Origin of the sequence: Zwartia sp., assembly GCF_049655405.1 — a bacterium.
GTDB lineage: Bacteria > Pseudomonadota > Gammaproteobacteria > Burkholderiales > Burkholderiaceae_B > Zwartia.
The window spans coordinates 166,477-191,426 of record NZ_JBASJR010000012.1 but is presented as its reverse complement, the minus strand read 5'-3'; the positions used below and the strand labels follow the sequence as shown (position 1 = coordinate 191,426).

Annotated in this window: 24 protein-coding genes and 1 tRNA gene; 15 read left to right on the top strand and 10 right to left on the bottom strand. The window is 49.8% G+C overall.

Annotated features, from left to right (window positions below):
* Window positions 1–779: hypothetical protein (locus tag WBJ47_RS11440; protein WP_422243353.1), on the top strand; the 779-nt coding region annotated here is incomplete at its 5' end.
* Here WBJ47_RS11440 and WBJ47_RS11435 read toward each other — a convergent pair.
* Window positions 773–2,071: a Y-family DNA polymerase gene (locus tag WBJ47_RS11435; RefSeq protein ID WP_422243352.1), complete on the bottom strand. Its 1,299-nt coding sequence runs from the start codon at window positions 2,069–2,071 to the stop codon at window positions 773–775. The genes WBJ47_RS11440 and WBJ47_RS11435 overlap by 7 nt on opposite strands.
* A gap of 2 nt (window positions 2,072–2,073) precedes the next feature.
* Complete coding sequence (locus WBJ47_RS11430; RefSeq protein ID WP_422243351.1) at window positions 2,074–2,562, bottom strand: LexA family protein; 489 nt, start codon at window positions 2,560–2,562, stop codon at window positions 2,074–2,076.
* Between the two features lie 108 nt (window positions 2,563–2,670).
* Between WBJ47_RS11430 and WBJ47_RS11425 the strand changes: the two genes are divergently transcribed.
* The 3 genes from WBJ47_RS11425 (at window position 2,671) to WBJ47_RS11415 (ending at window position 5,630) form a co-directional block, all read left to right on the top strand.
* Complete coding sequence (locus WBJ47_RS11425; protein ID WP_422243350.1) at window positions 2,671–3,333, top strand: SOS response-associated peptidase; 663 nt, start codon at window positions 2,671–2,673, stop codon at window positions 3,331–3,333.
* Window positions 3,334–3,431: 98 nt separating this feature from the next.
* The gene (dgt, locus tag WBJ47_RS11420; protein WP_422243349.1) at window positions 3,432–4,904 is read left to right on the top strand and encodes a dGTP triphosphohydrolase; all 1,473 of its coding nucleotides are present in this window, start codon (window positions 3,432–3,434) and stop codon (window positions 4,902–4,904) included.
* A 24-nt stretch (window positions 4,905–4,928) separates the two neighbouring features.
* On the top strand, window positions 4,929–5,630 hold the full coding sequence (locus WBJ47_RS11415) for a hypothetical protein (RefSeq protein ID WP_422243348.1): 702 nt from the start codon (window positions 4,929–4,931) through the stop codon (window positions 5,628–5,630).
* A 668-nt stretch (window positions 5,631–6,298) separates the two neighbouring features.
* Here the strand turns inward: WBJ47_RS11415 and WBJ47_RS11410 are convergent.
* Window positions 6,299–7,510, bottom strand: a complete 1,212-nt coding sequence (locus tag WBJ47_RS11410) for an XRE family transcriptional regulator (protein ID WP_422243347.1) — start codon at window positions 7,508–7,510, stop codon at window positions 6,299–6,301.
* Entirely contained in the window at window positions 7,507–8,160 is a 654-nt protein-coding gene (locus WBJ47_RS11405) for an alpha/beta hydrolase (RefSeq protein WP_422243346.1), read from the bottom strand. The genes WBJ47_RS11410 and WBJ47_RS11405 overlap by 4 nt, the downstream gene beginning before the upstream one ends.
* 496 nt (window positions 8,161–8,656) lie before the next feature.
* Here WBJ47_RS11405 and WBJ47_RS11400 point away from each other — a divergent pair, with 496 nt between their 5' ends.
* The 3 genes from WBJ47_RS11400 to WBJ47_RS11390 all read left to right on the top strand — a co-directional run bounded on the left by WBJ47_RS11400 (window position 8,657) and on the right by WBJ47_RS11390 (window position 11,146).
* Window positions 8,657–9,190: a hypothetical protein gene (locus WBJ47_RS11400; protein ID WP_422243345.1), complete on the top strand. Its 534-nt coding sequence runs from the start codon at window positions 8,657–8,659 to the stop codon at window positions 9,188–9,190.
* 134 nt (window positions 9,191–9,324) lie between these two features.
* On the top strand, window positions 9,325–10,752 hold the full coding sequence (dcm, locus tag WBJ47_RS11395; RefSeq protein ID WP_422243344.1) for a DNA (cytosine-5-)-methyltransferase: 1,428 nt from the start codon (window positions 9,325–9,327) through the stop codon (window positions 10,750–10,752).
* A complete protein-coding gene (locus WBJ47_RS11390) occupies window positions 10,685–11,146 on the top strand; it encodes a very short patch repair endonuclease (protein ID WP_422243343.1) in 462 nt (153 codons plus the stop codon). The genes dcm and WBJ47_RS11390 overlap by 68 nt, the downstream gene beginning before the upstream one ends.
* 8 nt (window positions 11,147–11,154) lie before the next feature.
* On the opposite strand, the gene WBJ47_RS11385 is transcribed toward WBJ47_RS11390, so the two are convergent.
* From WBJ47_RS11385 to WBJ47_RS11375, 3 genes are all read right to left on the bottom strand, one after another.
* Window positions 11,155–12,624, bottom strand: coding sequence for an MvaI/BcnI family restriction endonuclease (locus WBJ47_RS11385; RefSeq protein ID WP_422243342.1), 1,470 nt, complete (start codon window positions 12,622–12,624; stop codon window positions 11,155–11,157).
* A gap of 665 nt (window positions 12,625–13,289) precedes the next feature.
* Window positions 13,290–13,365, bottom strand: a tRNA-Phe gene (locus WBJ47_RS11380).
* A gap of 41 nt (window positions 13,366–13,406) precedes the next feature.
* Window positions 13,407–14,387, bottom strand: a complete 981-nt coding sequence (locus WBJ47_RS11375; protein WP_422243341.1) for a Bug family tripartite tricarboxylate transporter substrate binding protein — start codon at window positions 14,385–14,387, stop codon at window positions 13,407–13,409.
* Between the two features lie 133 nt (window positions 14,388–14,520).
* On the opposite strand from WBJ47_RS11375, the gene hemA reads away from it, so the two are divergent.
* From hemA to WBJ47_RS11350, 5 genes are all read left to right on the top strand, one after another.
* A complete protein-coding gene (gene hemA, locus WBJ47_RS11370; RefSeq protein ID WP_422243340.1) occupies window positions 14,521–15,795 on the top strand; it encodes a glutamyl-tRNA reductase in 1,275 nt (424 codons plus the stop codon).
* 80 nt (window positions 15,796–15,875) lie between these two features.
* Window positions 15,876–16,958 carry a peptide chain release factor 1 gene (prfA, locus tag WBJ47_RS11365; RefSeq protein WP_422243339.1) on the top strand — a complete coding sequence of 361 codons (1,083 nt, stop codon included), beginning with the start codon at window positions 15,876–15,878 and terminating at the stop codon, window positions 16,956–16,958.
* Window positions 16,958–17,773, top strand: coding sequence for a peptide chain release factor N(5)-glutamine methyltransferase (gene prmC, locus WBJ47_RS11360; RefSeq protein WP_422243338.1), 816 nt, complete (start codon window positions 16,958–16,960; stop codon window positions 17,771–17,773). The genes prfA and prmC overlap by 1 nt, the downstream gene beginning before the upstream one ends.
* A gap of 75 nt (window positions 17,774–17,848) precedes the next feature.
* Entirely contained in the window at window positions 17,849–18,175 is a 327-nt protein-coding gene (gene grxD / locus WBJ47_RS11355; RefSeq protein WP_422243337.1) for a Grx4 family monothiol glutaredoxin, read from the top strand.
* The gene (locus WBJ47_RS11350) at window positions 18,172–18,747 is read left to right on the top strand and encodes a UbiX family flavin prenyltransferase (protein WP_422243336.1); all 576 of its coding nucleotides are present in this window, start codon (window positions 18,172–18,174) and stop codon (window positions 18,745–18,747) included. Before grxD ends, WBJ47_RS11350 begins: the two co-directional genes overlap by 4 nt.
* Here the strand turns inward: WBJ47_RS11350 and ttcA are convergent.
* The 3 genes from ttcA to WBJ47_RS11335 are packed head-to-tail and all read right to left on the bottom strand — an operon-like array spanning window position 18,697 to window position 22,510.
* A complete protein-coding gene (ttcA, locus tag WBJ47_RS11345) occupies window positions 18,697–19,620 on the bottom strand; it encodes a tRNA 2-thiocytidine(32) synthetase TtcA (RefSeq protein WP_422243335.1) in 924 nt (307 codons plus the stop codon). The genes WBJ47_RS11350 and ttcA overlap by 51 nt on opposite strands.
* 2 nt (window positions 19,621–19,622) lie before the next feature.
* Entirely contained in the window at window positions 19,623–20,723 is a 1,101-nt protein-coding gene (gene mnmH / locus WBJ47_RS11340; RefSeq protein ID WP_422243334.1) for a tRNA 2-selenouridine(34) synthase MnmH, read from the bottom strand.
* Complete coding sequence (locus tag WBJ47_RS11335; protein WP_422243333.1) at window positions 20,720–22,510, bottom strand: M61 family metallopeptidase; 1,791 nt, start codon at window positions 22,508–22,510, stop codon at window positions 20,720–20,722. The genes mnmH and WBJ47_RS11335 overlap by 4 nt, the downstream gene beginning before the upstream one ends.
* Before the next feature lie 36 nt (window positions 22,511–22,546).
* Here WBJ47_RS11335 and WBJ47_RS11330 point away from each other — a divergent pair, with 36 nt between their 5' ends.
* From WBJ47_RS11330 to atpB, 3 genes are all read left to right on the top strand, one after another.
* Complete coding sequence (locus WBJ47_RS11330; protein ID WP_422243332.1) at window positions 22,547–23,323, top strand: enoyl-CoA hydratase; 777 nt, start codon at window positions 22,547–22,549, stop codon at window positions 23,321–23,323.
* 156 nt (window positions 23,324–23,479) lie between these two features.
* Window positions 23,480–24,007, top strand: coding sequence for an ATP synthase subunit I (locus WBJ47_RS11325; protein ID WP_422243331.1), 528 nt, complete (start codon window positions 23,480–23,482; stop codon window positions 24,005–24,007).
* 26 nt (window positions 24,008–24,033) lie between these two features.
* Window positions 24,034–24,915 carry a F0F1 ATP synthase subunit A gene (atpB, locus tag WBJ47_RS11320; RefSeq protein WP_422243330.1) on the top strand — a complete coding sequence of 294 codons (882 nt, stop codon included), beginning with the start codon at window positions 24,034–24,036 and terminating at the stop codon, window positions 24,913–24,915.
* Window positions 24,916–24,950 lie beyond the last annotated feature (35 nt).

The following is a 24,950-nucleotide window of genomic DNA, read 5'->3' as shown; positions in this document are numbered from 1 at the left end:
GGGAGGTTTTTGGCGATGGGTGCGGTGGCAAGATTTGCCGCTGTCCCGAGTGCGGCTCAATCCCACTTGGATCGCAAGATGTCGATGCACTTGTGTTGAATGAAGAGTGGCTGCGTCAAAAGTTGCGCATGGCTTTTGAAATCAATAGTCGTGATGGCATCGATCAGGTAGGGCAGGGTATCTGGCGTCTGGGAAATTCTCGCAGCACACCAGTCATCTTGGCGCGTAATCTAAATGACTTGCTTCGTAACCCCGGTTTGCTTGAGGGTTTGCGTGTTCGAGATGGAAGTTTACGGGTGATTACTCCTAGGCCCGTGGGGCTAACGACTCATCCATTTGCACAGGATATTGAGTGGCTGGTGCTTGAGGAGCGGTTTGCCTTTTATGGTGGCGCAATTTCCTTTATTGAGCCTTCGGATCAGCGCTCTGCAATGTTGCCACATGAGACAGCAGATGTGAGATACGGTCCCTTTGCAGTTGACTTTAGATCCGTTAAGCTGCCTGGGCATGGTCATATCAATTTGACCGAAGCCCAGGCTGCTGTGTTCTCAGCACTTTGGTCATTCAAAGGCGAGCCTATGCGCGCCGAGAGAATTATGGCTAAGGCTGGGCTTAAGAGCGAGAAGCCTATTGATGTGTTCAAGGTGAAAGCCAAAGACAAAGATAAGCCTGGTGCAGATCTTCCGTTGATGGCCTATAGAGCATTAGTCGTCACGCAAAGACGTGAAGGGCTTTATGCGATGCCATGTGCATATCTTGAATCAATGGTTCCTCACTGAACAAACGGCAACTCATCCCAACGAGTCGTGTAGCGGGGCGATCGGTTTTCAGATCGCATCACCCAACGCTGGGCAACGCCACTCACGGCTGAACGTATTGTGCCTCGTCCGCAATCACGATTGATCGAATCTACCGCACTCATTAGCAGAGCTGATCGTTGGGTCGATAATTGATCATCGAAGATAGTCATCTGGCGAGTTTGTTTGTCTGAGATGAGCGTCAGCATTGCTCCTGCCCTTTTGTATTTGTAGCCAGATCGATATATGGCATCTAGCCCAACCAAAGCAGCCGTGGTCATTGTTAATGTGTCATCGGTTGCATCGCTCAGCGGCAAAGTGATCCCTGCGCTGTACTGTTTGTCGCTATTGAACCGATTGGTTTGGACAAAGATATAAACGGCTGCACAGACAGAATTTTGCTTGCGTAGCTTCTCTGCTCCACTGGCGACATGACTTGCGATGGACTCCCGCAATTCATAAATGCTTTGAACGGGCGTACCAAAACTGCGGGATGACATGATTTGTTTTTTAGGTGTAGCAATGTCCTCAAGCTCAAGACATGAAATTCCACGCAGCTCGTTACAGGTGCGCTCTAAGACGACACCAAAGTGTGTTCGGATTTCTTTGGGTGAGGCGTTACGCAGATCAAGTACGGTATGAATACCCATTGCTTCGAGCCGTTTAGAGATTCTGGAGCCAACGCCCCAGACTTCTCCGACATCAATGCCGCTCATCCAGACGATCCTTTCTGGTCTGGGAGTTGAATGTAGATCGCAGACCCCATCGAATTGAGCATTTTTCTTGGCCAAGTGATTAGCAAATTTAGCGAGTGTTTTAGTTGGACCTACGCCCACGCAAACAGGCAGTCCGGTCCATTGCTTGATTCGTTCTCGCATTTGCTGCCCCATAGAAATCACGCCCCCGTAAAGGTGAGCTACCGTTTCGATGCGTAAAAACGATTCGTCAATGCTGTAGACCTCAGTTTCGGGGGCGAAGTCGCGCAAAATTTGTACAACCCTATTGCTCATGTCCCCATAAAGCGCATAGTTCGATGAATAAGCCAGAATGCCGTGTTCGCGAGCGAGGTCCTTCATCTTGAACCAAGGGGTACCCATCTTGACGCCCAAGGCCTTAACCTCATTACTTCTAGCCACTGCACATCCATCATTATTGGATAGGACAACGATCGGGGTTTCGTTCAGACTAGGCTTGAATACCCGCTCACAGGACACATAAAAGTTGTTTACATCAACCAAAGCGAACTGTGGCGTTGCAGTGCTAATGAATGCCATATCTAAGCTCGTTTCGCGTAACGACGAATCACGCCAACCACGACGCCCCAAACTAGTAATTCGTTGCCATCTTTGAATTCGATAGATGTGTAGGCGGTGTTTTCGGCTCGAAGCTCTATTCGCCCTTTGTGCTTGTACAAACGCTTGAGGGTGTAATCCCCGTCAACCACGGCAACTACGATGTCATTTTGCTTCGGCGTCAAAGCACGATCCACAATCACTTTGTCTCCTTCTTCGATGCTGGCGCCAGTCATCGAGTCGCCTTTTACTGTGAATAAAAAAGTGGCGGGTTTGTTTTGGACGAGATACTCGTTTAAGTCTAGGCCAACTTCCATGTAATCGGCAGCAGGCGATGGAAATCCTGCGCTAATGCGATGTGCAATTAGCCGCAGATCATGCGCAACAGGATTCAGAGCCACACTGACGGGTGTCTGGGTCAGGGTTGGCTCGGTGTGGCAGGGTGTAATTTGGCGTGTCGATATACTGTACATAAATACAGTATATGATTAACAAATGGAAACATTCAATTAAATTTTTGAAGGCCCGATTTGGCATTGATCATGACAGTAGTTGTCACCTGAACTTGGTAGTATTTCCCTATGTGCAGCCATTACGAATCCGTCCGAGACAGGCAGGTGCTCAAGCGTCACTTTCAACTGACCGACTTACCCGAGGGCGGGAAAGTTGATGTGTGGCCCACCTATGCCAGTCTTTTTATCCGGCGACATGAGTTCGCTGATGTTGGCGATGAAGCCGTCCCCGAACATGAAGTACTGCTAGGCTCCTTTGGTTTGATTCCGCATTGGGCAACGGATACCAAGATTGCAAGGCAAACCTACAACGCTCGTTCAGAGACTGTTGCCGTCAAACCTAGTTATCGTGAAGTCTGGAAGAGGGCACATCACTGCATTATTCCGGCTGACGCAATTTACGAACCTGATTGGCGATCAGGCAAAGCGATCTCTACACGGATCTCTCGTGCCGATGGTGAACCGATGGGTATCGCCGGGCTCTGGTCGTGGTGGAAGTCATCTAAAGGCGAAGTGATTTATAGCTTCACCATGCTGACGATCAATGCTGAGAATCACGAGCTTATGCGGCAGTTTCATAAGCCAAATGATGAGAAGAGGATGGTCGTTGTCTTGCCCGAAAACCGATATGACGATTGGCTCCGAGCGACGCCTGATCAGAGCGAAGACTTCCTGAGGCTATATCCATCTGACGCATTGAAGGCGAAGGCCCTAACCCCTTTGGGTCATTGATAACCAGATCCGCGACAATACAATTGGACACCAAGGGACGATAGTACAATCAGAGAACTTAAGTTGTACAAATTGACATATTCGGAATTGTCGAAAAAATGAATACTACCCAAGACAATAAGTGGTGTGAGTTGCTATGTGATCGGCGCCGAAAGAACTCTGACGGCACTATCGCGCAGGCAGATTCGCAAACAAAGACTGAGGATGCGAAACCTACAGCAATTGAAGTACGCACCGAAATCGAAAGGGATCACGACCGAATTCTGTTTTGTACACCGGTACGGCGTATGGCTGATAAGACGCAGGTTTTTCCCCTCGATCGGAATGATAGCGTACGTAATCGACTGACTCATTCTCACGAGGTGTCAAACTTAGCACGAAGTCTAGGCGTTGCTTTGGTTTACCATTTTGATGTGGCAAAAGGGGTACCTAACGCGGCTCGGAATATTCCGGCTTTGCTAGCAGCCGTAGGGCTTGTTCATGACTTAGGTAACCCTCCATTCGGTCATCAGGGTGAGGCAGCTATTCAAAGTTGGTTTACGGATAATCAAGAGAAGGTCGCTGGAAGGGAAGATAATCGAATTCTTACAAAATCCCTATACAAGGACTTCTTGAAATTCGAGGGGAACGCTCAGACTTTCCGTCTTGTAACTCGGTTGCAACTACTTAATGACAATTTTGGTTTAGATCTGACTTTTGCGACGCTGGCAGCAATGATGAAATACCCCGTCGGGTCGGGACAAATCGAGTCAGATGCACACGTGGGTAAAAAGAAACACGGATTTTTTGAATCTGAACGCAAAATCGCGGAGAGCGTTCTAAACAAAGTTGGACTGCGCATAGCAGTGAGGCACCCGTTGGCATATGTCATGGAAGCATGTGACGACATTGCATATGCCGTGCTTGATATAGAAGACGCCGTAAAAAAGGGATTGGCATCGTATTCTGACCTCGTAGCATATCTCTTGCATCACGCGAATAACGACGAACTTATCACAAAGCTTGTTGCTGAAAGCGACGTGAAGCACAAGGATTATCGTGCCGCAGGATTGTCCCCAGCAGAGCTGAATGACGTCTCAATGCAGAGATTTCGTGTGTTCGCAATCAACGAGATGGTGCAAGCCGTTACGGAAGCATTTGTCGAACATCAAGCTTCGCTGATCTCGGGAGAACAGCCAAAGGCGCTGCTTGAGATTTCTAATGCATGTCTCCTTCGAAAACTACTTGGAAAATTTGCTAAGACGTATGCATTTCAGCATCGCTCCGTGCTTGAAATCGAACTGCTCGGTCACAAAACGATTCGCGGCTTGATGGACATATTTTGGGCTGCAATCGCGAACACGAATCCTGATGAAGACAAGCTAGTGCCGGACAATCCATACGATCGATATGTGTATAGCCGCATCTCTGAGAACTATCGACGGGTTTACAACAAACCAGCGAGTGAGGTGAAAGATCTTCCACTGAGATATAGGCAGTGTTTGCTTCTGACAGACATGATTTCGGGTATGACGGATTCATATGCCATCAATTTGTTCGAAGAGCTTAAATCATTCGTAAGTGTGAGCTAAGAGTACATTGTGATCGTGAAATATATGCCTACACCTACTCGTACTAAGTTGGTGCAATATTTAACAAAGGGTGGTGAGAGACGTGCTCCGCTTCGCATGTTTCTGCGAACGGTTGCAACTGAACTTTCAGATAGTGCAATTTTCGGCGGAATGATCAGAGATTTCGGATTAGGATACGCTCGATCATTCTGTTCGGATATAGACATCGTGACGATGTCCACAGCAAAAGATATCTACAGGCTAATTGAACCATTAAATCCGATCCGAAATAAGTATGGCGGGTTTCGTTTCGTTGCGGCAGGTAGACTTTTTGACATTTGGTCATTTGCTGACACATGGGCGATAAAAGAAGGGGTTGTCCAAGGGAGCAATCTTGAAGACCTGTGTAAAACAACATTTTTTTCTGTCGATGCTGCTATTTTTCGGCTTCAAGGGCAAAGCCTAATTGCAACTGAGGACTATGAAGAAAAGCTGTCTCGGCGGATTTTAGGGATTAATCTTATTAAACACCCTTTCCCGGAGCAGGTAGCAAGAAGGGCTATGCGCATGGCAATCAGTAAGGATCTCGCAATGACCCCTGAACTTTGCGAATTTATTGTTGATACGCTAGTTTCGAGGTACGTCGAAAAGAGTTGTGAATACTACGTGAACACGCTAAGGCAACATTTGCAATCAGCGCCAGATCAGTGTTTCAGATATGGGCTACAGTTGCCGATGTCATTTTGAAGTGAGGCCAATTTTAGTCCACTACTGTTGCTCATCCCCGTCGAAGGTGTCTGTGTACTGATCAACATTTTTCGCTGCGGGTGTTGACATGAGCGATCTCTAGCTCTCTGGCGACGATGTTTATCGAATCCGGTCAAGTTCGGCTTTCATGGGCGGGGGTAAGTCACAGTTTTGAGATGAGGGATAAGTTCCTTTGCGCGGGCAGTCACTCACTGCTAGTCAGGAACGCCGACCTGATTCTTCGGGTTAGTTGAAAAAGCAAAGGGAGCATCCCTGTAAATTAGCGCAACTGAACCTATATTCGCTTTGAGAAGCGAACCATAACGCACGCGCATTGAGGGATTGAAAAGAAACACTTGGTCACTCACAGAGTGCTGACCTCGTCATCCCCTCACATATATCTAGCGCTGTTTATTTGCCTGTGCAAGAACTGATGCCGCTAGTTCCTTGGTTTCGCATGCGTACTTATCGCTTGAGAGTACTCGAGCGGCGACATCTTCCATCTTTGCCCCAGTCTGTCTGTCACCGCCGCGCTGCGACAGCGCAGATGCCGCAAGACTCTTAGCTACCTGCGATGACCTTGTGTCTTGCAATGTTTCTGACGCCAATTTCGCGATACGACTGGATGTCTGCTTCGTGTTCTTCGACATAGAAACCTCCTTGATGATTCAATTTTTAAACGGGGTTTGAAAAGGTAAGATCACTGCACTGTCTTGACTTGATCGTTCTTTGGTATTCGCCTGGACAGATCGCAAACGAGCAAACTGCACAAAATTGTTCTTACCTTGAAAATAGTTCTCCTGCAGTCCAGATAACATTTCGATATCAGATGCAGCTAGTCCGATGTGCCTTGGAATCGCATCCAGCGGCATTACATTTTCGTCGACCAACAGGTCGATGGTGCGACGAAGCAATCGGGGCTGCTCGGGCTTACGGTCCCCATCACCTGGCTCAGACTTGCCGCCCCATCGTGCAGATCGGCGTTTAAAGAGAGCCAACTTACCCTCTTCGTCCAATAAAGCCAAAGCGAACAGTCTCATAGTGATTGCGGCCACAGAAACGCCCCAGCGGCGCTTGAGTAATAAGAGGTCATCCAGTGTGATCGGCATACGTACATCCGATGCAAATGTCTCAGCTGGAAGTAAAAAAGCGCCAGCAAAGTGATGTGCCTGTTTTTCCATCAACTTATGACGATCTCGATCTGTGGTGCGTTGAATATGGCGGTGCAAAATCAGATGACCCAGTTCATGCGCTAGGTCGAACCGGCTGCGATACCCATTATCCTTATCGGCAGACAACAAAATAAGCGGTCTCTCAAGCACCTCACTCCATGCAGACAGCCCCTCAATTTGAGCAATGCCTGTTTCCTCTCGGATCAGGATGATGCCAGCACCCTCGACAGCGAGGGCCAAGTCTTCAACCGCGACACGACCAAGGCGCCACATTTCGCGACATTCGCAAGCAGCCCTCTCGATATCTTCAGACGTGATCTGTTCCGGATCGGAGAAACTGCGGGTCGGCAGATTCAACTCAGGATAGTCAACGAACTCCATCAATGCGATAGCGATGTCCTTGGCCCATTCAAGCCGAGCTTCCAGCATTGCACGTGCGGCAACGTGCGCAGACGCATTGCTGCGAAACAGCGGCAATGTTAATTTTTCTGTTGGCGGCCGCGTAAACCATTCTGGAGTGACATTTACGACTCCTGCAAGCCGTTCGAGCGCCTCACGTTCCGGCGCCTGCGTTCCTGCGCGCCACTTACTAATCGTTGCTGGCGATACGCCAACCATGGATGCTAGCTGCACTTGAGTTAGTCGACGAGCTGCCAGAATCTGAATAAGTCGACTTTCCTGAAAACCTTGGATCCCACCGCGACTCATTGTGTCGTTCCATTTTTGTTCTGTTTACCAATACTTTTCTTGAGCTTCGGCTTAGCAAGGTCACCCTGCTGTGACTCCGGTTTGTGGTCATACCGCTTTGCAAACGCGGTGATGGGTTCTCTGAAGAGCCACCCGTTCATATCTCGATTTGGCACCGCGATCTGAATCGAAACGGGCGATTCCGGTTGAATATGTAAGGATGCTGCAAAACAGGCCACAAAAAAGGCAACAGCCTGTGATGGAGGCTCATAGTCTGAAAATAGTTCTGGTTGCACCAAGGGCTCGATTGCCATGTTCGCCATGGACATCTGCCTTCGGGTCTGGCTACGCCGACCGTTAATCCAGATCCCTTCTTTAATATTGAAGCGTGCAAGTGTGAAAATGCCTGTCCGGCCAGTCACAATTGCGTTGCCCCGAATTGGTGAAGGCGACGCGTTATTTACGACCAGCGCACGTTGAAACGACTCGTTCATATGAAAATGGCGCAACTGACCCACGACGCTAGGAAGGTGCCCATCATCCATACCGCGTGCAGCAAAATAGGCACGTTGCGCACCGACTGCTAATGCATCTTCAATACCCATGATGACCTCTCGAGGGACATTTCTAACCAGAAGGTCTGCGATTGTTTCTTTTGTAGGTTTCGTCATTAGTAACTCTGGATATTGATTTCGCTTAACGGGATTATATATATAAAATATTTCGTTTAGCAAGTTATTGTTATTTTTAATGTGTCTAAAATGCCATCCAATCGATTGGGTGGCTCAGATTTACGTAAGCAACGTTAAAAGCGGCAGCGCATTCACTTGGTAGGAGGTTGTCGCGGAAACTCTGTATTGCTTAATAGATTTTGCTTGCGTCATGTTCTTTGAGCAGAGCGCCATAGCTCATAAAAGTTTCTTTGTTTTACCCCCCGTTCGAGTCTCAGTAACTATGTAATAGCCCACTCTCCATATGCATCGCCCGATTGGGGGGGGGCGAGCCTCATGGAGACATCTGCAACCAATTTAGGGCAGGCTATGGTATCTTGGTTAAACCACCGTCACATTCAATGCAAAGTTTATGATTAGGCGGCTCATAACCTCTAAAGGCTTACATTGCGCCACTTGGCGGACGTGTTAGGTACATCAGTTCAATCACCATGCGATGACAATAGCTCAAACCAGATTTGTTCAATTAACTTATGAAAAGTCTGATGAGTGGCTTTCTGTTTGCTCAGTCGCTGATGCGCTGATTCAGCATATTCAATTGCCTGAGACAATCGAAGCACTGAAGATCGCCAATAGACCTCGTGCATCAAGTGCTTCGGTTCAAGAGATTCTTCTTTCGAAGGCTTTGAGCTTAGGATTCGTGGATGAATCTAAGGGGCTTTTCGCTTCTTATAAGAATAGCCGGTTGAGACCTGACTATTTTCTTCCGTTGGAGAACAGTACAGGCATATTGTTTGAGGTTGAGCGTGGTAAGACAAACCAGAACAATATGGACTTTCTCGACTTTTGGAAGTGTCATATTTGCAAGCATGCGCACTATTTGTTCTTATGCGTTCCGGTTGAGCTAAGACAGAACGACAGTGGAAAACTTGCCGGAAGGCCATACAAGACAGTAGTAATCCATATGCAATCTTTCTTTGACCCATCTAATTACACAAATGTGCGTGGTGTGGTTGTCTTTGGATACTAACTTTGATCTCTGCACATAGAGCTTGATGCCACCATTCTGATCGTGGTTGTTCACATGTAGTGATAATTAATTAGTGGACAGTCTGTGTATTTTGAGTGATACTTCGTCACACATTCTACCCAGAGAAATTATCAATGAAAAGCCAGCCAGAAGATCTGATCTTGTTAAAAACCTTACTTGAAATTTACGATCAGAAATTCATTGGTGAGTATCTAAATACTGTTTCACCGGGCGCTTGGTGCCGGGAAACCATAAATCGCTGGCTTAACGGTAAGGCGGCCCCTAGCCTGACCCACCACGAACACCGCGCGCTCCTGAAGTTGCTGCCTTCTCCCCCTGCAAATCATCCTAACTACGATTTTGATTTTATTGATTTGTTTGCAGGTATTGGGGGAATTCGAAGGGGTTTTGAGTCTGTGGGAGGGCGCTGCGTATTCACAAGCGAATGGAATGAATATGCAATGAGAACTTACAAGGCAAATCACTTTGCTGATCCAGATGCTCATAGCTTTAATGACGATATTCGCAAAGTCACCCTGAGTGATCGTGACGACGTGACCGCAGATGAGGTAAACCTTAACATTGACAGCATGATTCCGGATCACGATGTTCTGCTGGCTGGCTTTCCATGCCAGCCATTTTCAATAGCTGGCGTGTCTAAAAAAAATGCGCTTGGCCGTGCTCATGGCTTTGACTGCAAGACACAGGGCACTCTGTTTTTCGATGTCGCACGCATTCTTGAAGTTAAACGCCCTGCAGCTTTTCTACTTGAAAATGTCAAGAATCTTAAAAGTCACGATAAGGGTCGGACTTTTAAAATCATTATGGAAACTCTTGATGAATTGGGGTACTGGGTCGCCGATGTCGACGCTGCAGGCCCAAAGGACCCTAAAATTATCGATGGGCAACATTTTGTTCCTCAGCACCGTGAGCGAATAGTCATGGTTGGCTTTCGCCGTGATTTGAATATTCATGAGGGTTTTACGCTTCAGGCTATTGCAAAGCTTTACCCTAAATCGAAGCCTTTACTTGGCGATATTCTCGAAGAAAAGGTTGATCCAAAGTACGTACTAACCACTAAATTGTGGGAGTACCTGTTTAATTATTCAATTAAACATAAGGCTAAAGGTAATGGTTTTGGTTACGGGTTGGTGAGCGAATCTGACGTTACTCGCACACTTTCTGCAAGGTATTACAAAGATGGTTCTGAAATTCTAATTGATCGAGGATTTAATCCGGGAAAAGATTTTTTTGATCCGCAAAATATTGAAAATCGTCCCAGACGTTTGACTCCACTGGAATGCGCACGGCTAATGGGATATGACAAACCTGATGGTGCGAAGTTTAGAATTCCAGTTTCAGATACCCAGGCTTATAAGCAGTTTGGCAACTCTGTTGTGGTTCCGGTTTTTGCGGCAGTCGCAAAATTAATGAAGCCAAGAATTAAGGCGGCAATTCTAGCTCGAGACAGCGTTTCAGCCAGGCCCAAAAAAAATGACAGACGTGCACAGTCCAGCAATCCGCTCAAAAAACATGCGGGCGATACGGTCCCGCAACACTAAACCTGAGCTTGTCGTTCGGCGGGAGCTTCATTCGGCGGGTTTCCGGTACCGACTGAATAGTCCCAAGTTACCTGGGCGGCCAGATCTTGTTCTGGCCAAGTATCGCGCTGTTATATTTGTTCATGGATGCTTTTGGCACGGCCACGACTGCAAGTTCTTCAGATTGCCGTCAACCAGAACAGATTTCTGGTCATCAAAAATTGAGGGGAACAGGTTAAGAGATGCGGCTAATATTCAGAAGCTGAATGATCTGGGTTGGAACGTTGTGGTCGTCTGGGAGTGTTTAATCAAAGCTCCTGCACCCATAGCCACTGCAGGGTTAGAGAAGGTTGCCGCCCATATTCGGGAACTGAAGCGCGCACCAGCGCCGGGAGTGGCAACCTTTCGTTGTTGATCAGCCTGTTATCCGTGGGTCGTTGAATTGCTTGTAAGGTCCAGCATCTCGACTGAGTCGTAAAGCGCGTGGACAGCGGTGCCGATATCGTTGACTCGCCACTGGGCGCGCCGTTTGTTTTTTGACGGTTCAGCTTCAACAAATTTTGGCGCAGGATCCAGAAATATGGTGCCTTCGCTGATCGCCTTAAGCATCCTCTCCGCTGAGGTGTCACGACACCAGATTGCTGTAGGTGCGAATTCGATCTCATACTTGTACCCCGCCGCAACCTCATTCATATTGGGGTTGAGTCGCTTCGTGGCTGACAGGTAGACGGCTTCATTGTGCTTCACGCCCCAGTTGTTCATGAGTCGCTCAAGGCTCCATCCGGCGGCAACGAAACCTTGTTCATCTTGCAGAACGACCTCAACCGCGTCCATTTTCGCAGTCAGTGGCGTAGACGGGTCGTACGCAAACGCAATCCGTTTTCCGTTTTGGTCTTTTATCCAGTCCCATTTACCGTCCGCATTCTGAACGGGGTGGTATTCGAGGACTTTCAGTGTCAACCCCGATTTATGGCACCGAATATTTGAGCGATGAATGCCTGTTAGCCTGAGAGCTCCGTCCTTGTCAGCATACCCAAATCGCCGCATGAAATTTTCGAAAGACTCTGCATACATGCCGAAATCAGGCTCGGGTGTGAAGAGGGTGACCTTTAACTGTGTGTGAGCCTTGAGTTCAATGCCGAAAATGTCACCATCCTTGCCTGAGTTGGGACGGATTTCTAGCGCATGCTCCAGGGTATAGCCACATACCTGCGTTCCGGTAAATGGTAGCGTATTGCCTGATGTGTCCAGGCGGCAACCCCGTAGGGGCTTTGAAACCACCGAAGACAGCATACGGAACAATTTTTTAGCTGAGCTGCCTTGGATTTGAAGAACTTTGCAGACCCTTGAGGTCTCAAGTCCGGGCAAACGACTGATTTCTGCCAGAAGTTCGGCCGACATACCGACGTAAATCAGGGCTGCGCATGCACCGCCCGGACGTTTACCGAGAACAAGAAGGCGGGGAACATCGGGGTGCTCTTTCGTGAAAGCGACTGAAAGGGACAGAGGCATCGAGTTTTCAACTGTCAGAAATCCCGACAACCTCGCTTCCGGATACTGAGGATAGATAATTGCCTTCATATTTCTGGCTTTGACAGTCGATCCGTCACGTCTGACCCAAACAAAGTCATCAAAGACCGCTTCGGGAATTTTTCGCCCGGGTTCGGAAAGATCCTTCGTTTGACTTGAGCTAGCTCCCCGGTCGGCGAAAGTCAGGGCGAAATTTTTGTATAACGCGCTAAAGTCACTGGCGAAATAGACTTGGTTTTTGTCGTTTGCATTCCTGGGCAACACCTTAAGGATGGCCGAGTCGGCGCCAGCAGATTGCAGATCCCGCACGATATCGGCAATGGTATTTGCAGTGTGTTCGAACTCGGAGGGTAGTGAGATCATTTTTTCGCTCTCATCAAAGAAAGATTGAATTGTAGAGCAAAAAAATTACAAGATTATCAAAAAAGACTTGATAATATTTATAAGTTATTGAAAATAATGATAAATAAATATTTTTGCTTGGTTTTAAACTGGTTTTATCTTGGGTTTTTGGAAGACCTGATCTGATCTTATATCTTGTGATGTGTGCTCTCGTACTTGCGGGCAATCTGGACGCAGCTGCCTAGCTTTGTATCGGGGTGTGTCGAGAGTAAATAAAAGTGTGGCTGTTTGAGAGTCCTGGCCCGGTGCACTTTGCGAAATTTCTATTTATTATCAATGCGCACCGTGGCTAATTGGTCTGTCCATTCAGCTGCGAATGCACGAATTTTGCTCTCGCACTCGTAATATTGAATCACTAACTTCATATAGCTCTTCAGCAATCAATATCAAAAACTATCCTATTCGACACACATATAACTGATTGTTAATAAAGGCGTTTTGCGTGTGCCAGATCGACAGAGTTCTCAGAAGTAATTCGAGAAGGAGAGGCAAAACATAAGATATAACTGCGAACGTACCCTTGGTAGCAAGTACCGATTGGCACACGCAGATCGCCGGAAGCCCCGCGAACACTGGGGATGGCACAAAAGAAGAAGCCCAACCGAGAACGGTTGGGCTTCTGTATTTGGTGGCCCGGGGCGGAATCGAACCACCGACACAAGGATTTTCAATCCTCTGCTCTACCGACTGAGCTACCGGGCCAACTGAAGGTCGAAATATTACACCAATTCAGACAAGCATGCTTAGTCGAGCTTGGTGCTGGTCCGTTTGAGGATGGCAGAGTAAAAGTCACTTTCCTTGGCAAGCATGGTGCTGAGCTCCTTTGGGGAGACCACAGTGACGTCCATCGCCTGATTTTCAATCTTCTTTTGAATGGTGCCGTCTTTTTGAATCTCAGCCATGGCGCGATTGAGCTTGGCGACTACTTCAGGTGGTGTATTGGCGGGGGCAAACATCGCTGTCCAGGTACGGATGCCAAAATTCGGCACACCGCCCTCTGCGACGGTCGGGATGTTGTTTAACGTGCTGCTGCGTTCAGGACCGGTTGTGGCGATGAGCTTGATGCGGCCGTCTTTGACCTGTTCCATCATATTGCCGACCAAGGAGGTGATCATGACGTCGACGCGTCCCGCTACAAGATCATTCAGCGCAACACCGGCACCTTTATAGGGGATGTGGAGCATGTTGATATTGGCGGCATCGTTCAGAGCTTCGGCGGCTAAATGCTGGGCGGAGCCGTTACCCGAAGAAGCAAAATTTACCTTTCCTGGGTTGGCTTTGGCATATTTGACCAGGTCGCTGACGCTGTTGACGCCGATATTGGCGGAAACCAAGACGCCCATGGATTGTGTCGTCGCCAAGGAGACGGGTTGAAGATCTTTCAACACGTCATAGGTCGGTTTTTTGTGCAACAGAGGGGTGATCACGGTGGCTGGAGTGCCCCAAAACAGCGTGTAACCGTCCGGTGCCGCTTTAATCACTGAATCGGTGCCGATGAGGGTGCCTGCACCGGCACGGTTTTCAACTAATACGGGCTGGCCAAGCTTGGTGCCGAGTTCTTGGGCAAACAGCCGCGCCACGATGTCTGTGGATCCACCGGGCGCATAGGCCACAACGATGCGGATGGGCTTGTTGGGATAGTCAGTGTTTGCGATCGCCTGTTGCAAAGGCAAAAGGGGTAAAAGTGCGAGCATTGCACGAGTGATTGTTTTTTGAATGTTCATATATGTCTCCTATGCGGTGGATTGTACGAAATCCAAGGCTTCGCAGGCGAGACAAGGGCATTGCGTCACTCAGGTGCTTTGCAGCCTTATAATAAGGGTTGTTACGTAGATCAAACAAAAAATTCCTTTATCTATGTCGGTTAGCGTTCTTGCTCTCGGTTTGAATCATGTCTCGGCACCTGTTTCGGTGCGCGAGCGGGTATCCATGCCTGAAGACCTAGTGCAGCCGGCATTAAATGCTTTGCGCCAGGCCTTTGGTGGAGCGGTCAAAGAAGCCGCGATATTGTCCACCTGTAATCGCACAGAGCTTTACTGTGCGGCTGAGCCTCAGGTTGCGCAACAACTCCCCAATTGGCTCGCTGACTTTAACCGTATCGAGGCCGGCGAACTCGCTCCGCACGTGTATCTACACGGGCGAGATGATGCCGTACGTCATGCGTTTCGGGTCGCAAGTGGCTTGGACTCCATGGTGTTAGGCGAGCCCCAGATTTTGGGTCAGATGAAAGATGCCGTACGCGCCGCCAATGATGCGGGTGCCCTCGGTACTTTGCTGCATCAGCTTTTTCAGCGCACCTTCTCAGTCGCCAAAGAAGTGCGCTCGACAACGGCAATCGGTGCTCAGTCCGTCTCAATGGCTGCTGCCGCCGTACGACTTGCCGAGCGCGTTTTTGGCGAATTAACGACTTCCAAGGTGCTCTTTATTGGCGCCGGTGAGATGATTGAGCTCTGTGCGACACACTTTGCTGCCCGTCAGCCAGGTGCGATCGTGGTGGCCAATCGCACCCTTGAGCGTGCCGAGACTTTGGCCAATCGTTTCTCTGCAACCACCATGCGCCTGGCAGATTTGCCTGATCGTTTGGCGGAGTTTGACGTGGTGGTGTCCTGTACGGCCAGTACCTTGCCCTTATTGGGTCTGGGAATGGTTGAGCGCGCCACCAAACAACGTAAGCGCAAGCCGATCGTGATGGTCGACTTGGCCGTGCCACGGGATATTGAGCCAGAGGTCGCACAGCTTGACGATGTCTACTTATACTCAGTCGACGATCTGGCTTCGGTCGTGCAAAGTGGCACTGAGGCGAGACGCTCTGCCGTGGTTCAGGCAGAGGCCATCATTGATGCTCGCGTCAGCAACTTTATGCACTGGATGCAAGTCAGAGCCAATGTGCCTGTGATTCGCGATCTGCAAACAACCGCCCAGGCGGTGCAGGCGCAAGAACTAGAACGCGCACGTCGGATGTTGGCCAAAGGTGAGTCGCCCGAAGCGGTTCTCGAACAGCTCGCGCACGGCCTGACACAAAAATATTTACACGGCACTCTGGCCGCGCTGAATCACAGCGAAGAGGCAGAACGTCAGCAGCTACTGGGCTGGTTGCCACGTATATTTCCGTCTGGATCTGATCGGCGTTAGCGACTTTGCTGACTTGGCTCGCGACCTGCGAGCCATCAACCGTTCAACATCCCCCAACTTTTTAAAACAAGACTTTCCTCATGAAACCTTCAATGCGCGCTCGTCTTGAGCACTTGTCCCGTCGCTTGGTCGAGGTAGATGCCTTGCTCTCAGAGCCAGATGCTGCCAACGATATGAATCAGTTTCGTAAGCTTTCGCGCGAACGCGCCGAGCTTGAGCCTGTGGTCAAGGCGTTCGAGGCTTTTGAGGGGGCGAATGCTGATCTGGCGGGTGCCAAAGAGATGCTGGATGACCCAGAGATGAAGTCGATGGCGCTTGAGGAAATTGATGCGTGCAAACAGCGCATCGAAACACTCGGTGCGGACTTGCAACTGCAATTGCTACCCAAAGATCCGGATGATGGCCGCAGCGTCTTTTTAGAAATTCGCGCTGGCACGGGTGGTGACGAAAGTGCGCTGTTTTCCGGTGATTTGCTCAGGATGTACACGCGTTATGCCGAGCAACAAAGCTGGCGGGTCGAGTTGATGTCAGAGAGCCCCTCTGAGCTGGGGGGCTACAAAGAAGTCATCGTTAGAATCGATGGTGATGGTGCGTATGGTCGACTAAAGTTTGAGTCGGGCGCGCATCGTGTTCAGCGGGTGCCTGCGACCGAAGCGCAGGGTCGGATTCATACATCCGCCTGCACCGTCGCGGTGATGCCAGAGGCGGATGCCGCCACAGATATTGTGATTAATTCTAGTGATTTGCGGATTGACACTTTCCGAGCAAGTGGTGCGGGTGGTCAGCACATTAACAAGACTGATTCCGCCGTCCGAATCACGCACCTGCCTACCGGCTTGGTCGTGGAGTGTCAGGACGATCGCTCACAGCATCGCAACAAAGACAAGGCCATGCAGGTGTTGGCCGCGCGCCTAAAAGACAAAGTGCAGCGCGAACAGCACGACAAAGAGGCTGCACAGCGCAAGAGCCTTGTGGGTTCAGGTGATCGGTCAGAACGCATCCGGACCTATAACTTTCCTCAGGGTCGCTTGACGGATCATCGGATTAATCTGACCTTATATAAACTAGGTGCCATTATGGAAGGTGATCTCAGCGAGGTGACTGGCGCTCTCATTGCCGAGCATCAAGCTGAGCTGCTGGCGGCGCTTGGCGACGACGTCTGATGCAAACAGTGCAATTCCTCCTTCAGCACTGCGGTTTACCTCGACTTGAGGGCCGTATGCTGCTGGAGTTTGTTTTGCAAAAGCCACGTGAGTGGCTGCTCGCGCATGATACGGATCCACTCACCCCTGAAATAGCCTCAAAATTTTTGACGCTGGCGGCCCAACGCCGTCAAGGTGTGCCTATGGCGCATTTAATTGGATGGCGCGAATTTATGGGCCACCGCTTCGAGGTCACTGCCTCGGTGCTGATCCCGCGGCCTGAAACTGAACTCTTGGTTGAGGTGGCTTTGGCGTCTTTGGCTGGATTGTCGGCACCCGCGGTGCTTGATATGGGCACAGGAAGCGGTATTGTGGCGATCAGCTTGGCCCTTGCCCGCACGGATGCCCGCGTCACCGCGACAGATTTGAGTGTGGAGGCTCTGAGCGTGGCCCAGCGAAACGCCCAGGCACTTAACGCCCATATTCAATGGTGGCAAGGGAGTTGGTTTGAGGCTCTGCCACCAGAGGGGAAATTCCAAGTGATCGTGTCAAACCCTCCTTATATTGCCGCGCATGACGAGCATTTACAGCAGGGCGACCTAAGGTTTGAACCCTCGCAGGCGCTCACGGATGGCGCGGATGGCCTGTCTGCGCTCGAAAAAATCATTTCAGGTGCAGGGCTGCGTCTTTTACAAGGAGGCAGTCTTTGGCTAGAGCATGGTTATGATCAGGCTGAGGCTGTGAGCGGGATGCTAATTGCTGCGGGGTTTGCTAATGTCCAAACGCATGCGGATTTGGCGAATTTACCGCGTGTTACTGGTGGTGTGTGGGCATAGGCTTTTTATCTCATCGCTGCCTCATATAATATTGTTTTAGAAATACTCACTTATTCTTTATCGATCAGGACCATCATGAGCGACGTTCAGCAATTTATTCGTGACACTGTCACAAACAATCCGGTTGTGTTGTTTATGAAAGGCACAGCCCAATTTCCACAGTGTGGCTTCTCAGGCCGTGCGATCGAAATCCTCAAAAGCAACGGTGTCACCAAACTCGTGACCGTCAATGTGCTTGAGGACGAAGAAGTCCGCAGCGGCATCAAAACTTTTTCCCAATGGCCGACAGTTCCCCAGCTTTACGTGGGCGGCGAGTTTATCGGCGGCTCAGACATCATGGGCGAGATGAACGCCAGTGGCGAGCTCAAGACGGTATTGGTGCAGGCTGGCGCCACCGCGTGAGCAAGCGTCGACTTGTGATTGGTATTACGGGAGCCACTGGCTCTCTGTATGCTGTGCGTATGCTTCAGACGTTGCGTACGCACGCTCCTGATGTGGAAACGCATCTGGTGGTTTCTGCCTCGGGTGTGCTAAATATCAAACATGAGTTGGATATTGGGCGGCATGAGGTGTACGCACTTGCCGACAAGGTGCACAGTATTCGTGACGTGGGGGCGACCCTGGCCAGCGGTGCTTTTGAAACGGCCGGAATGGTGGTCGTGCCTTGCTCGATGCGCACGCTCGCGGCTGTGGCGATGGGTTTGTCCGACAACCTGATCACCCGTGCTGCCGATGTGACGCTCAAGGAGCGCCGCCGTTTGGTGATGGTCGTGCGTGAGACGCCCTTTAATTTGGCGCACTTACGCAACATGACCTCTGTGACAGAAATGGGTGGGATTGTCTTTCCTCCCTTGCCCGCTTTCTATCATCGCCCCAAGTCGATCGAGGAAATGATTGATCACACGGTGTCACGTATTCTTGAGCTAGTGGGTATCGACGTGAAGGGGCCAAAGTGGGAAGGTACGGGTGCCTGAGTTGTCTTCGATCGTTGATGCAGTAGAAGGGATAGACACAGGATCAAATGCAGTATCTCCCAGAGGATTGCTGCGTCCATCCGGCTTGAGACCCACAAAATCAAACAGCTGTTGATCCATCAGGTGTGATGGCGCCACATTTCCTAAGGCTTTAAAAATGTTCCAGGCACGTCCTGGATATTTTTTGTCCCATTCTTGCAGCATACGCGTGACTTCTTTGCGTTTGAGGTTTTCTTGAGAACCGCACAAGTCGCAGGGGATGATGGGAAACTGTTTCCAGCTCGCATAGTCGATCAAGTCTGCTTCGGGGACATAGGCGAGAGGTCGAATCACGGTGTGGCGGCCATCATCTGAAACAAGCTTGGGCGGCATGGCTTTGAGCTTAGCGCCATAAAACATGTTTAGAAAAAATGTACCAAGAATGTCGTCACGGTGATGGCCAAGCGCAATCTTGGTGGCTCCAAGCTCGGTGGCGACGCGATACAAGTTGCCGCGTCTCAGTCGAGAGCATAACGAACACGTTGTTTTGCCCTCGGGGATCAGTCGTTTGACGATCGAATACGTATCGCGCGTTTCAATGTGGAACGGCACGCCGACCTGAGTTAAATACTCAGGTAAAACATCAGCGGGAAAGCCTGGCTGCATTTGATCAAGGTTGACGGCGACGATCTCAAAATCAATCGGTGCACGAGTCCGCAACGTCATCAAAACATCCAGCATGCTATAGGAGTCTTTTCCCCCTGAGACGCAGACCATCACGCGATCGCCGGCTTCAATCATATTGAAGTCGGCAATCGCCCGACCTGTCTCGCGCATGATGCGCTTGGACAGTTTGTTTTGTTCGAGACGCAGCCGCTCGAGGTCTGCCTGCATGATTAATAGCCCTGTTGCTTGAGGTGACGGGTCACCGTCTCGCGATCACCAGAAAAAATAATGCGCGAGGCTTTGCCTGCCCGTTGATGTTCATACATTGGATCGTAGTATTCGGTGAGTAAGGGGCGAATCCAGCCGCGATGCGCCTCTAAGGCGCCCGTCGCTTTTTGTGAAGCAAGTGCCTCGAGCATGAGTAGGTTTAGGCGTGAGTGACGTTCACCCCCTAAGCGTTTGTAGAGATTTTGCAGACTCTCCAGGAGTCTTGCTGAAAAGGCTTCAAAACCCGCCTCTGCGCCAAGTTTGCGCACAAACTGTCCGCCGAGATCTTCGACATAGTCATGCAAGATACGCTCGACGCGAGACTCAGTCGGTTCTTCGACCCAAATCACTGGGCTCACTTGCATGATGTCACGCAGTGGAATGGGAAGTGCGCATTTCCCGATCAACCGCGACTCGTCTTCCAGTGCGATATTGCGTTTGCCTGCAGCATGTAAACGCATAAAAGCGATCGCGAGACTATTGTCAAAATCAATTTGCACGGGCTGGTCGGTCGCATGCTTTCCAAAGCTTGAGCCTCGATGATGTGCAAGTTTTTCTAAATCAATTGTGGCATCTAGTTGCTGGATGACTTGAGTTTTTCCGCAGCCAGTAAACCCTGCGATCAGGACAAATTTTGATGAAGCAATGGACGCAGAAAGTTTTTCAATTAAAAAACTTCGCATGGCCTTGTAGCCACCAATGATGCGTGGGTAGGGCAGACCGGCTTCAGCGAGCCATTGTTGAGAAATGCGGGAGCGCAAGCCTCCTCTAAAGCAATAGAGATAGCCTTCAGGGTGCTCTTGCGCAAATTTGACCCACTGATCTACGCGCTGCGCTTTGATGTCGCCAGAGACGAGTTCGTGGCCCAGAATGATGGCTTTGTCTTGACCTGCATTTTTGTATTTCAACCCGACAAGATGACGTTCTTCATCATTCATCAAAGGCAAATTAACCGAAGCAGGAAAGGCGCCCTGTGTAAATTCGACAGGTGCGCGCACATCGAGCAAGGGCACACCGCTCATGAGGACCGAGGCAAAGTCTTCGGTATCTGGTCGTGTACTCATGGTTTGCTTGTTTCCTGCAGGAGGCAGTCCGCTTTTGGTGGTGAAGCAAGAGTGAGCTCAAAACAGCGCAACTCGTCACGTCTAAAGACATGGACGTTCACTTTTTGACCAGGCTGATAACTTGTCAAGATTGACTCCAGGGTATTGGTCCCAGCGTCCACACGTACGCCATCAATTGCAACGAGGAGATCATGCGCTGACAGGCCTGCTAAATGTGCTGCACCGCCTTCAAGCGCTGAGGCAATTACTAAGTGCTCACCTTGTTTGCGCGTGCGGATATCTAGGGAAGGCCGCGTGTTGCCGGACTGCCATGTCATGTTGATCCCTTGCGTCGCCAACAGTTGTTTCAGCGGGAGATCTTCACGTCCGTAGGCCCAGCGATGAATCTCATCTGAAACGTCGACACCCGTCGCTTCGCGCACGAGCTGAGGAAAGCCTTTCTCTGACAGCCCAATAGGATTGCCTTGATAAAAGTCGCGACCAAAACGCTCCCAGAGTATGCGCATCACATCGTCCAGGCTATGCTGTTGCTCCGTTTGGAGCCGAATCGTGAGATCGAGTGCAAGTGCGACCAGTGAGCCTTTGGTGTAGTAGCTAATGATGGCATTGGCTGCATTTTCATCTTGCTTGTAATAACGCGTCCACGCATCAAAAGAACTTTCTGCGACGGACTGTTTGTGACGTCCGGGCATGTTCATGACAGAGGCGATTTGTTTGCCAAGTGTTTTGAGGTAAGTAGGACGATCAATCACGCCACTTCTTAGCAAAAACAAATCATCGTAATAAGACGTGAATCCTTCAAAAATCCAAAGCAATCGCGTGTGGCTTTCTGCCGCAAGCTTGTAAGGGGCAAAGGCGGCAGGTTTGATGCGCTTGACGTTCCATGTGTGGAAGTACTCGTGGCTCACTAAACCCAAAAAGGTTTGATAACCCTCGGGTGCGTTGTCATGTCCGATGGTGGGCAAGTCTTTTCGCGAGGCCATCAAGGCGGTGGATGCACGGTGCTCCAAGCCACCATAGGCATCGCCTGTCACCATGGTCATAAACACGTACTTCTTTGCGCTATCAAGAAACGGCACTCGCGTTGTTTCAGGCTCAAAGAAACGGATTTGCGCTTCGCAGATTTTTTTGACGTCTTGCGCGATGCGCTTGAGATCAATGTTTGGCACCAGCCCAGTAAACACCATTTCGTGTTTGGCACCGCAGGCATCAAATTTGATGACTTCCGGAGTGCCCATTTCGACAGGATGGTCGATCAGTGCGTCATAGTTTTCAGCAACATATGTACCGAAACCATTGCGCGACATTTTTGCATTGGCGCGCGTGTCTTGAGGCAGGCTCGTAAACACATTCCAGCGAGCAGGGTTTGGTGGCGGTAATAGCGAAAGACGGCAGGGATGATCTTCTTGGCCATGTACCTGAAAAAAGACGCTCGTGCCATTGAAAAAACAATGTGTTTCGTCGATATGGGCGCCGCGTACGGATAAATCCCAAGCGTAGATCACCGCAGTGATGGTGAGGGCAGCTTGGCAGGGCGCAACACGCCAACGATGGTTGTCTAACTTGGTGATCGCAATCGCTTGAGTACCTGACTTGGCTGAAATATGCTCAACGTGACGGGAAAAGTCGCGGATCAGGTAGCTGCCGGGTATCCAGGCAGGCATAGAGATGATTTGCCCTTTGGGATCCGGCTCTGTGATGCGCAGAGTCGCGCGCAGGCGATGTCCGGACAAATCAAAGGGTTCTAGGCTGTAAAGTAGAGGTTTGCTTTTAAGTTTACGGTTCATAGCCTCTATCTTATTTCACATTTTCAGGAAGACATCATGAGCGAAAGTTTTGTGTTGGTTGAAACGCGGGGCCGAGTAGGACTTTTGACCTTAAATCGCCCCAAAGCCTTGAATGCGCTGAATGACCAGCTCATGGATCAGCTTGGCGCTGGCTTGCTAGCGTTTGATGCAAATGATGAGATCGGCTGCATTGTCATCACCGGAAGCGAAAAAGCGTTTGCCGCAGGTGCAGATATTGGCGCGATGAAAGATTGGTCCTACATGGACGTTTATCGTACCGAATACATTACCCGCAACTGGGAAACATTGCGTTCTATCCGCAAGCCTGTGATTGCGGCGGTAGCGGGCTATGCCCTAGGAGGCGGCTGTGAGCTTGCGATGATGTGCGACTTCATTTTGGCGGCCGATTCTGCAAAATTTGGACAGCCAGAAATTAAATTAGGCGTGATTCCCGGAGCGGGCGGAACACAGCGATTGCCGAGAGCTGTCGGAAAGGCAAAAGCAATGGAGATGGTCTTGACTGGGCGGATGATGGACGCTGCAGAAGCAGAGCGTGCCGGCCTTGTGTCTCGCGTTATTCCCGCCGAGCGGCTTTTAGAGGACGCAATTGAAACAGCAACCGTGATCGCAGGCATGTCAATCCCTGTTGCCATCATGGCCAAAGAGTCAGTCAACCGTGCGTATGAGTCCTCCTTGCATGAGGGAATTTTGTTCGAACGAAGAGTTTTTCATGCGTGTTTTGCGACAGAAGATCAAAAGGAAGGGATGGCGGCTTTTGTTGAAAAACGAAAACCTGTCTTTAAAAACAAGTAGTTCTTATCTTTTTGGGTGCTAAATCCACAATGGTTTGAATAAGTTTAAGCATCAAAACTTTCTTAGTGGCGCTTAGATGCAAGCCCACTTAGGGTTTGCATCAGGGTCTAAAAAACAGTTATACTCGTCGGGTTTGCCGGAAAAGGGAAAATCTTGATGACAGACCCATCGGCGGAACAAGTACGAAAGCAAATGCAAAAGCAAACGCTAGAGCAAACGCAAGTGCCATTGCAAGAGCAGCAAATAGTGGATGTTCCGGTGGTTTTGACTGAGGCGGATTTGGCCCAGATAAACACCCGAGCCCGTATTGAACTGATGCAAGTCGTTTTTGCACAGGCGCTGTCAGCGATTGTGGTGGCCCTGTTGTCATGGCTGCTTGGTGGCTTTGATGCGGGATGGTCAGCTTTAGCTGGGTCTGCTGCGTACTTTGTTCCAAACGTTTTGTTTGCATTGCGGCTGTTTTTGGCAACGTTTAAGCCTGGTGGATCGAGCGCCCTTGTGTTTTTAGTGGGTGAGTTCCTCAAGGTCGGTGCTGCAGTCGGATTGTTGTGGTTATTGGCTCATGTAGGTGGCGAGCGCGTGGTGTGGCTGGCAGTGATTGCCGGTTTGATCGCAGCGCTCAAAGGCTACATGTTGGTGCTGATGTTTGGAAGGCGAGTAACTTCGCATCCAAAGAACAGTTAGGTTGACGAATTTTTTAGAGATCTCTCATGGCTGCTGCAGCTGACGTATCGCCCCAAGCCGCATATATTCAGCACCACTTGGTGCACTTCAATAACCTAGGCGAAAAGCAAACTGCTATCGCTGACTTCAACGTTGTCAATTTCGACTCGATGTTTTGGGCGTTTTTGATGGGTTTGGTTGCTGTTGGATTCATGTGGCTTGCCGCCAGAAAGGTGACATCCGGCGTTCCTGGTCGCTTTCAGGGTTTCGTTGAAATGCTGGTGGATATGGTTGATCAGCAAGCGCGCAGCATTGTTCCTAGCGAAGAGACACGCAAGTTCGTCGCTCCATTGGCGATGACAGTGTTCATCTGGATCGTTCTAATGAATGCCCTGGACTTGATTCCAGTTGATCTCGCACACTACGTATTCCATATGATGGGTATTGGTATCGAAGTCACCGATCCCCTGCATTACCACCGCATTTTGCCAACAGCTGACCTTAACGTGCCAATGGGTATGTCCATGGGTGTGTTGCTGTTGATGCTTTATTACGGCCTGAAAATTAAGACGCCTGGTGGCTTCGTCAAAGAATTGTTTACAGCGCCTTTCCATGGTCACGGCTTTGCTGCAGTGCTCTTGGCACCAGCCAATTTCCTGCTCAACCTGGTTGAATACGCAGCGAAATCTGTTTCCTTAGGAATGCGATTGTTCGGCAACATGTTCGCAGGTGAGCTTGTATTTATGCTGATCGCCTTGTTGGGTGGCGCATGGACTGGTTTTAATGCGATGAGTGTCGGCCTGGGTATTGGCCACATTTTGGCGGGTTCAATCTGGGCGATCTTCCATATTCTGATTGTTCTGTTGCAGGCGTTCATCTTTATGATGTTGACTTTGGTTTACATCGGACAGGCGCACGAAGGCCACTAAAAGAGTAGTGGGTGTTCCGACTAGTGCGGATCACC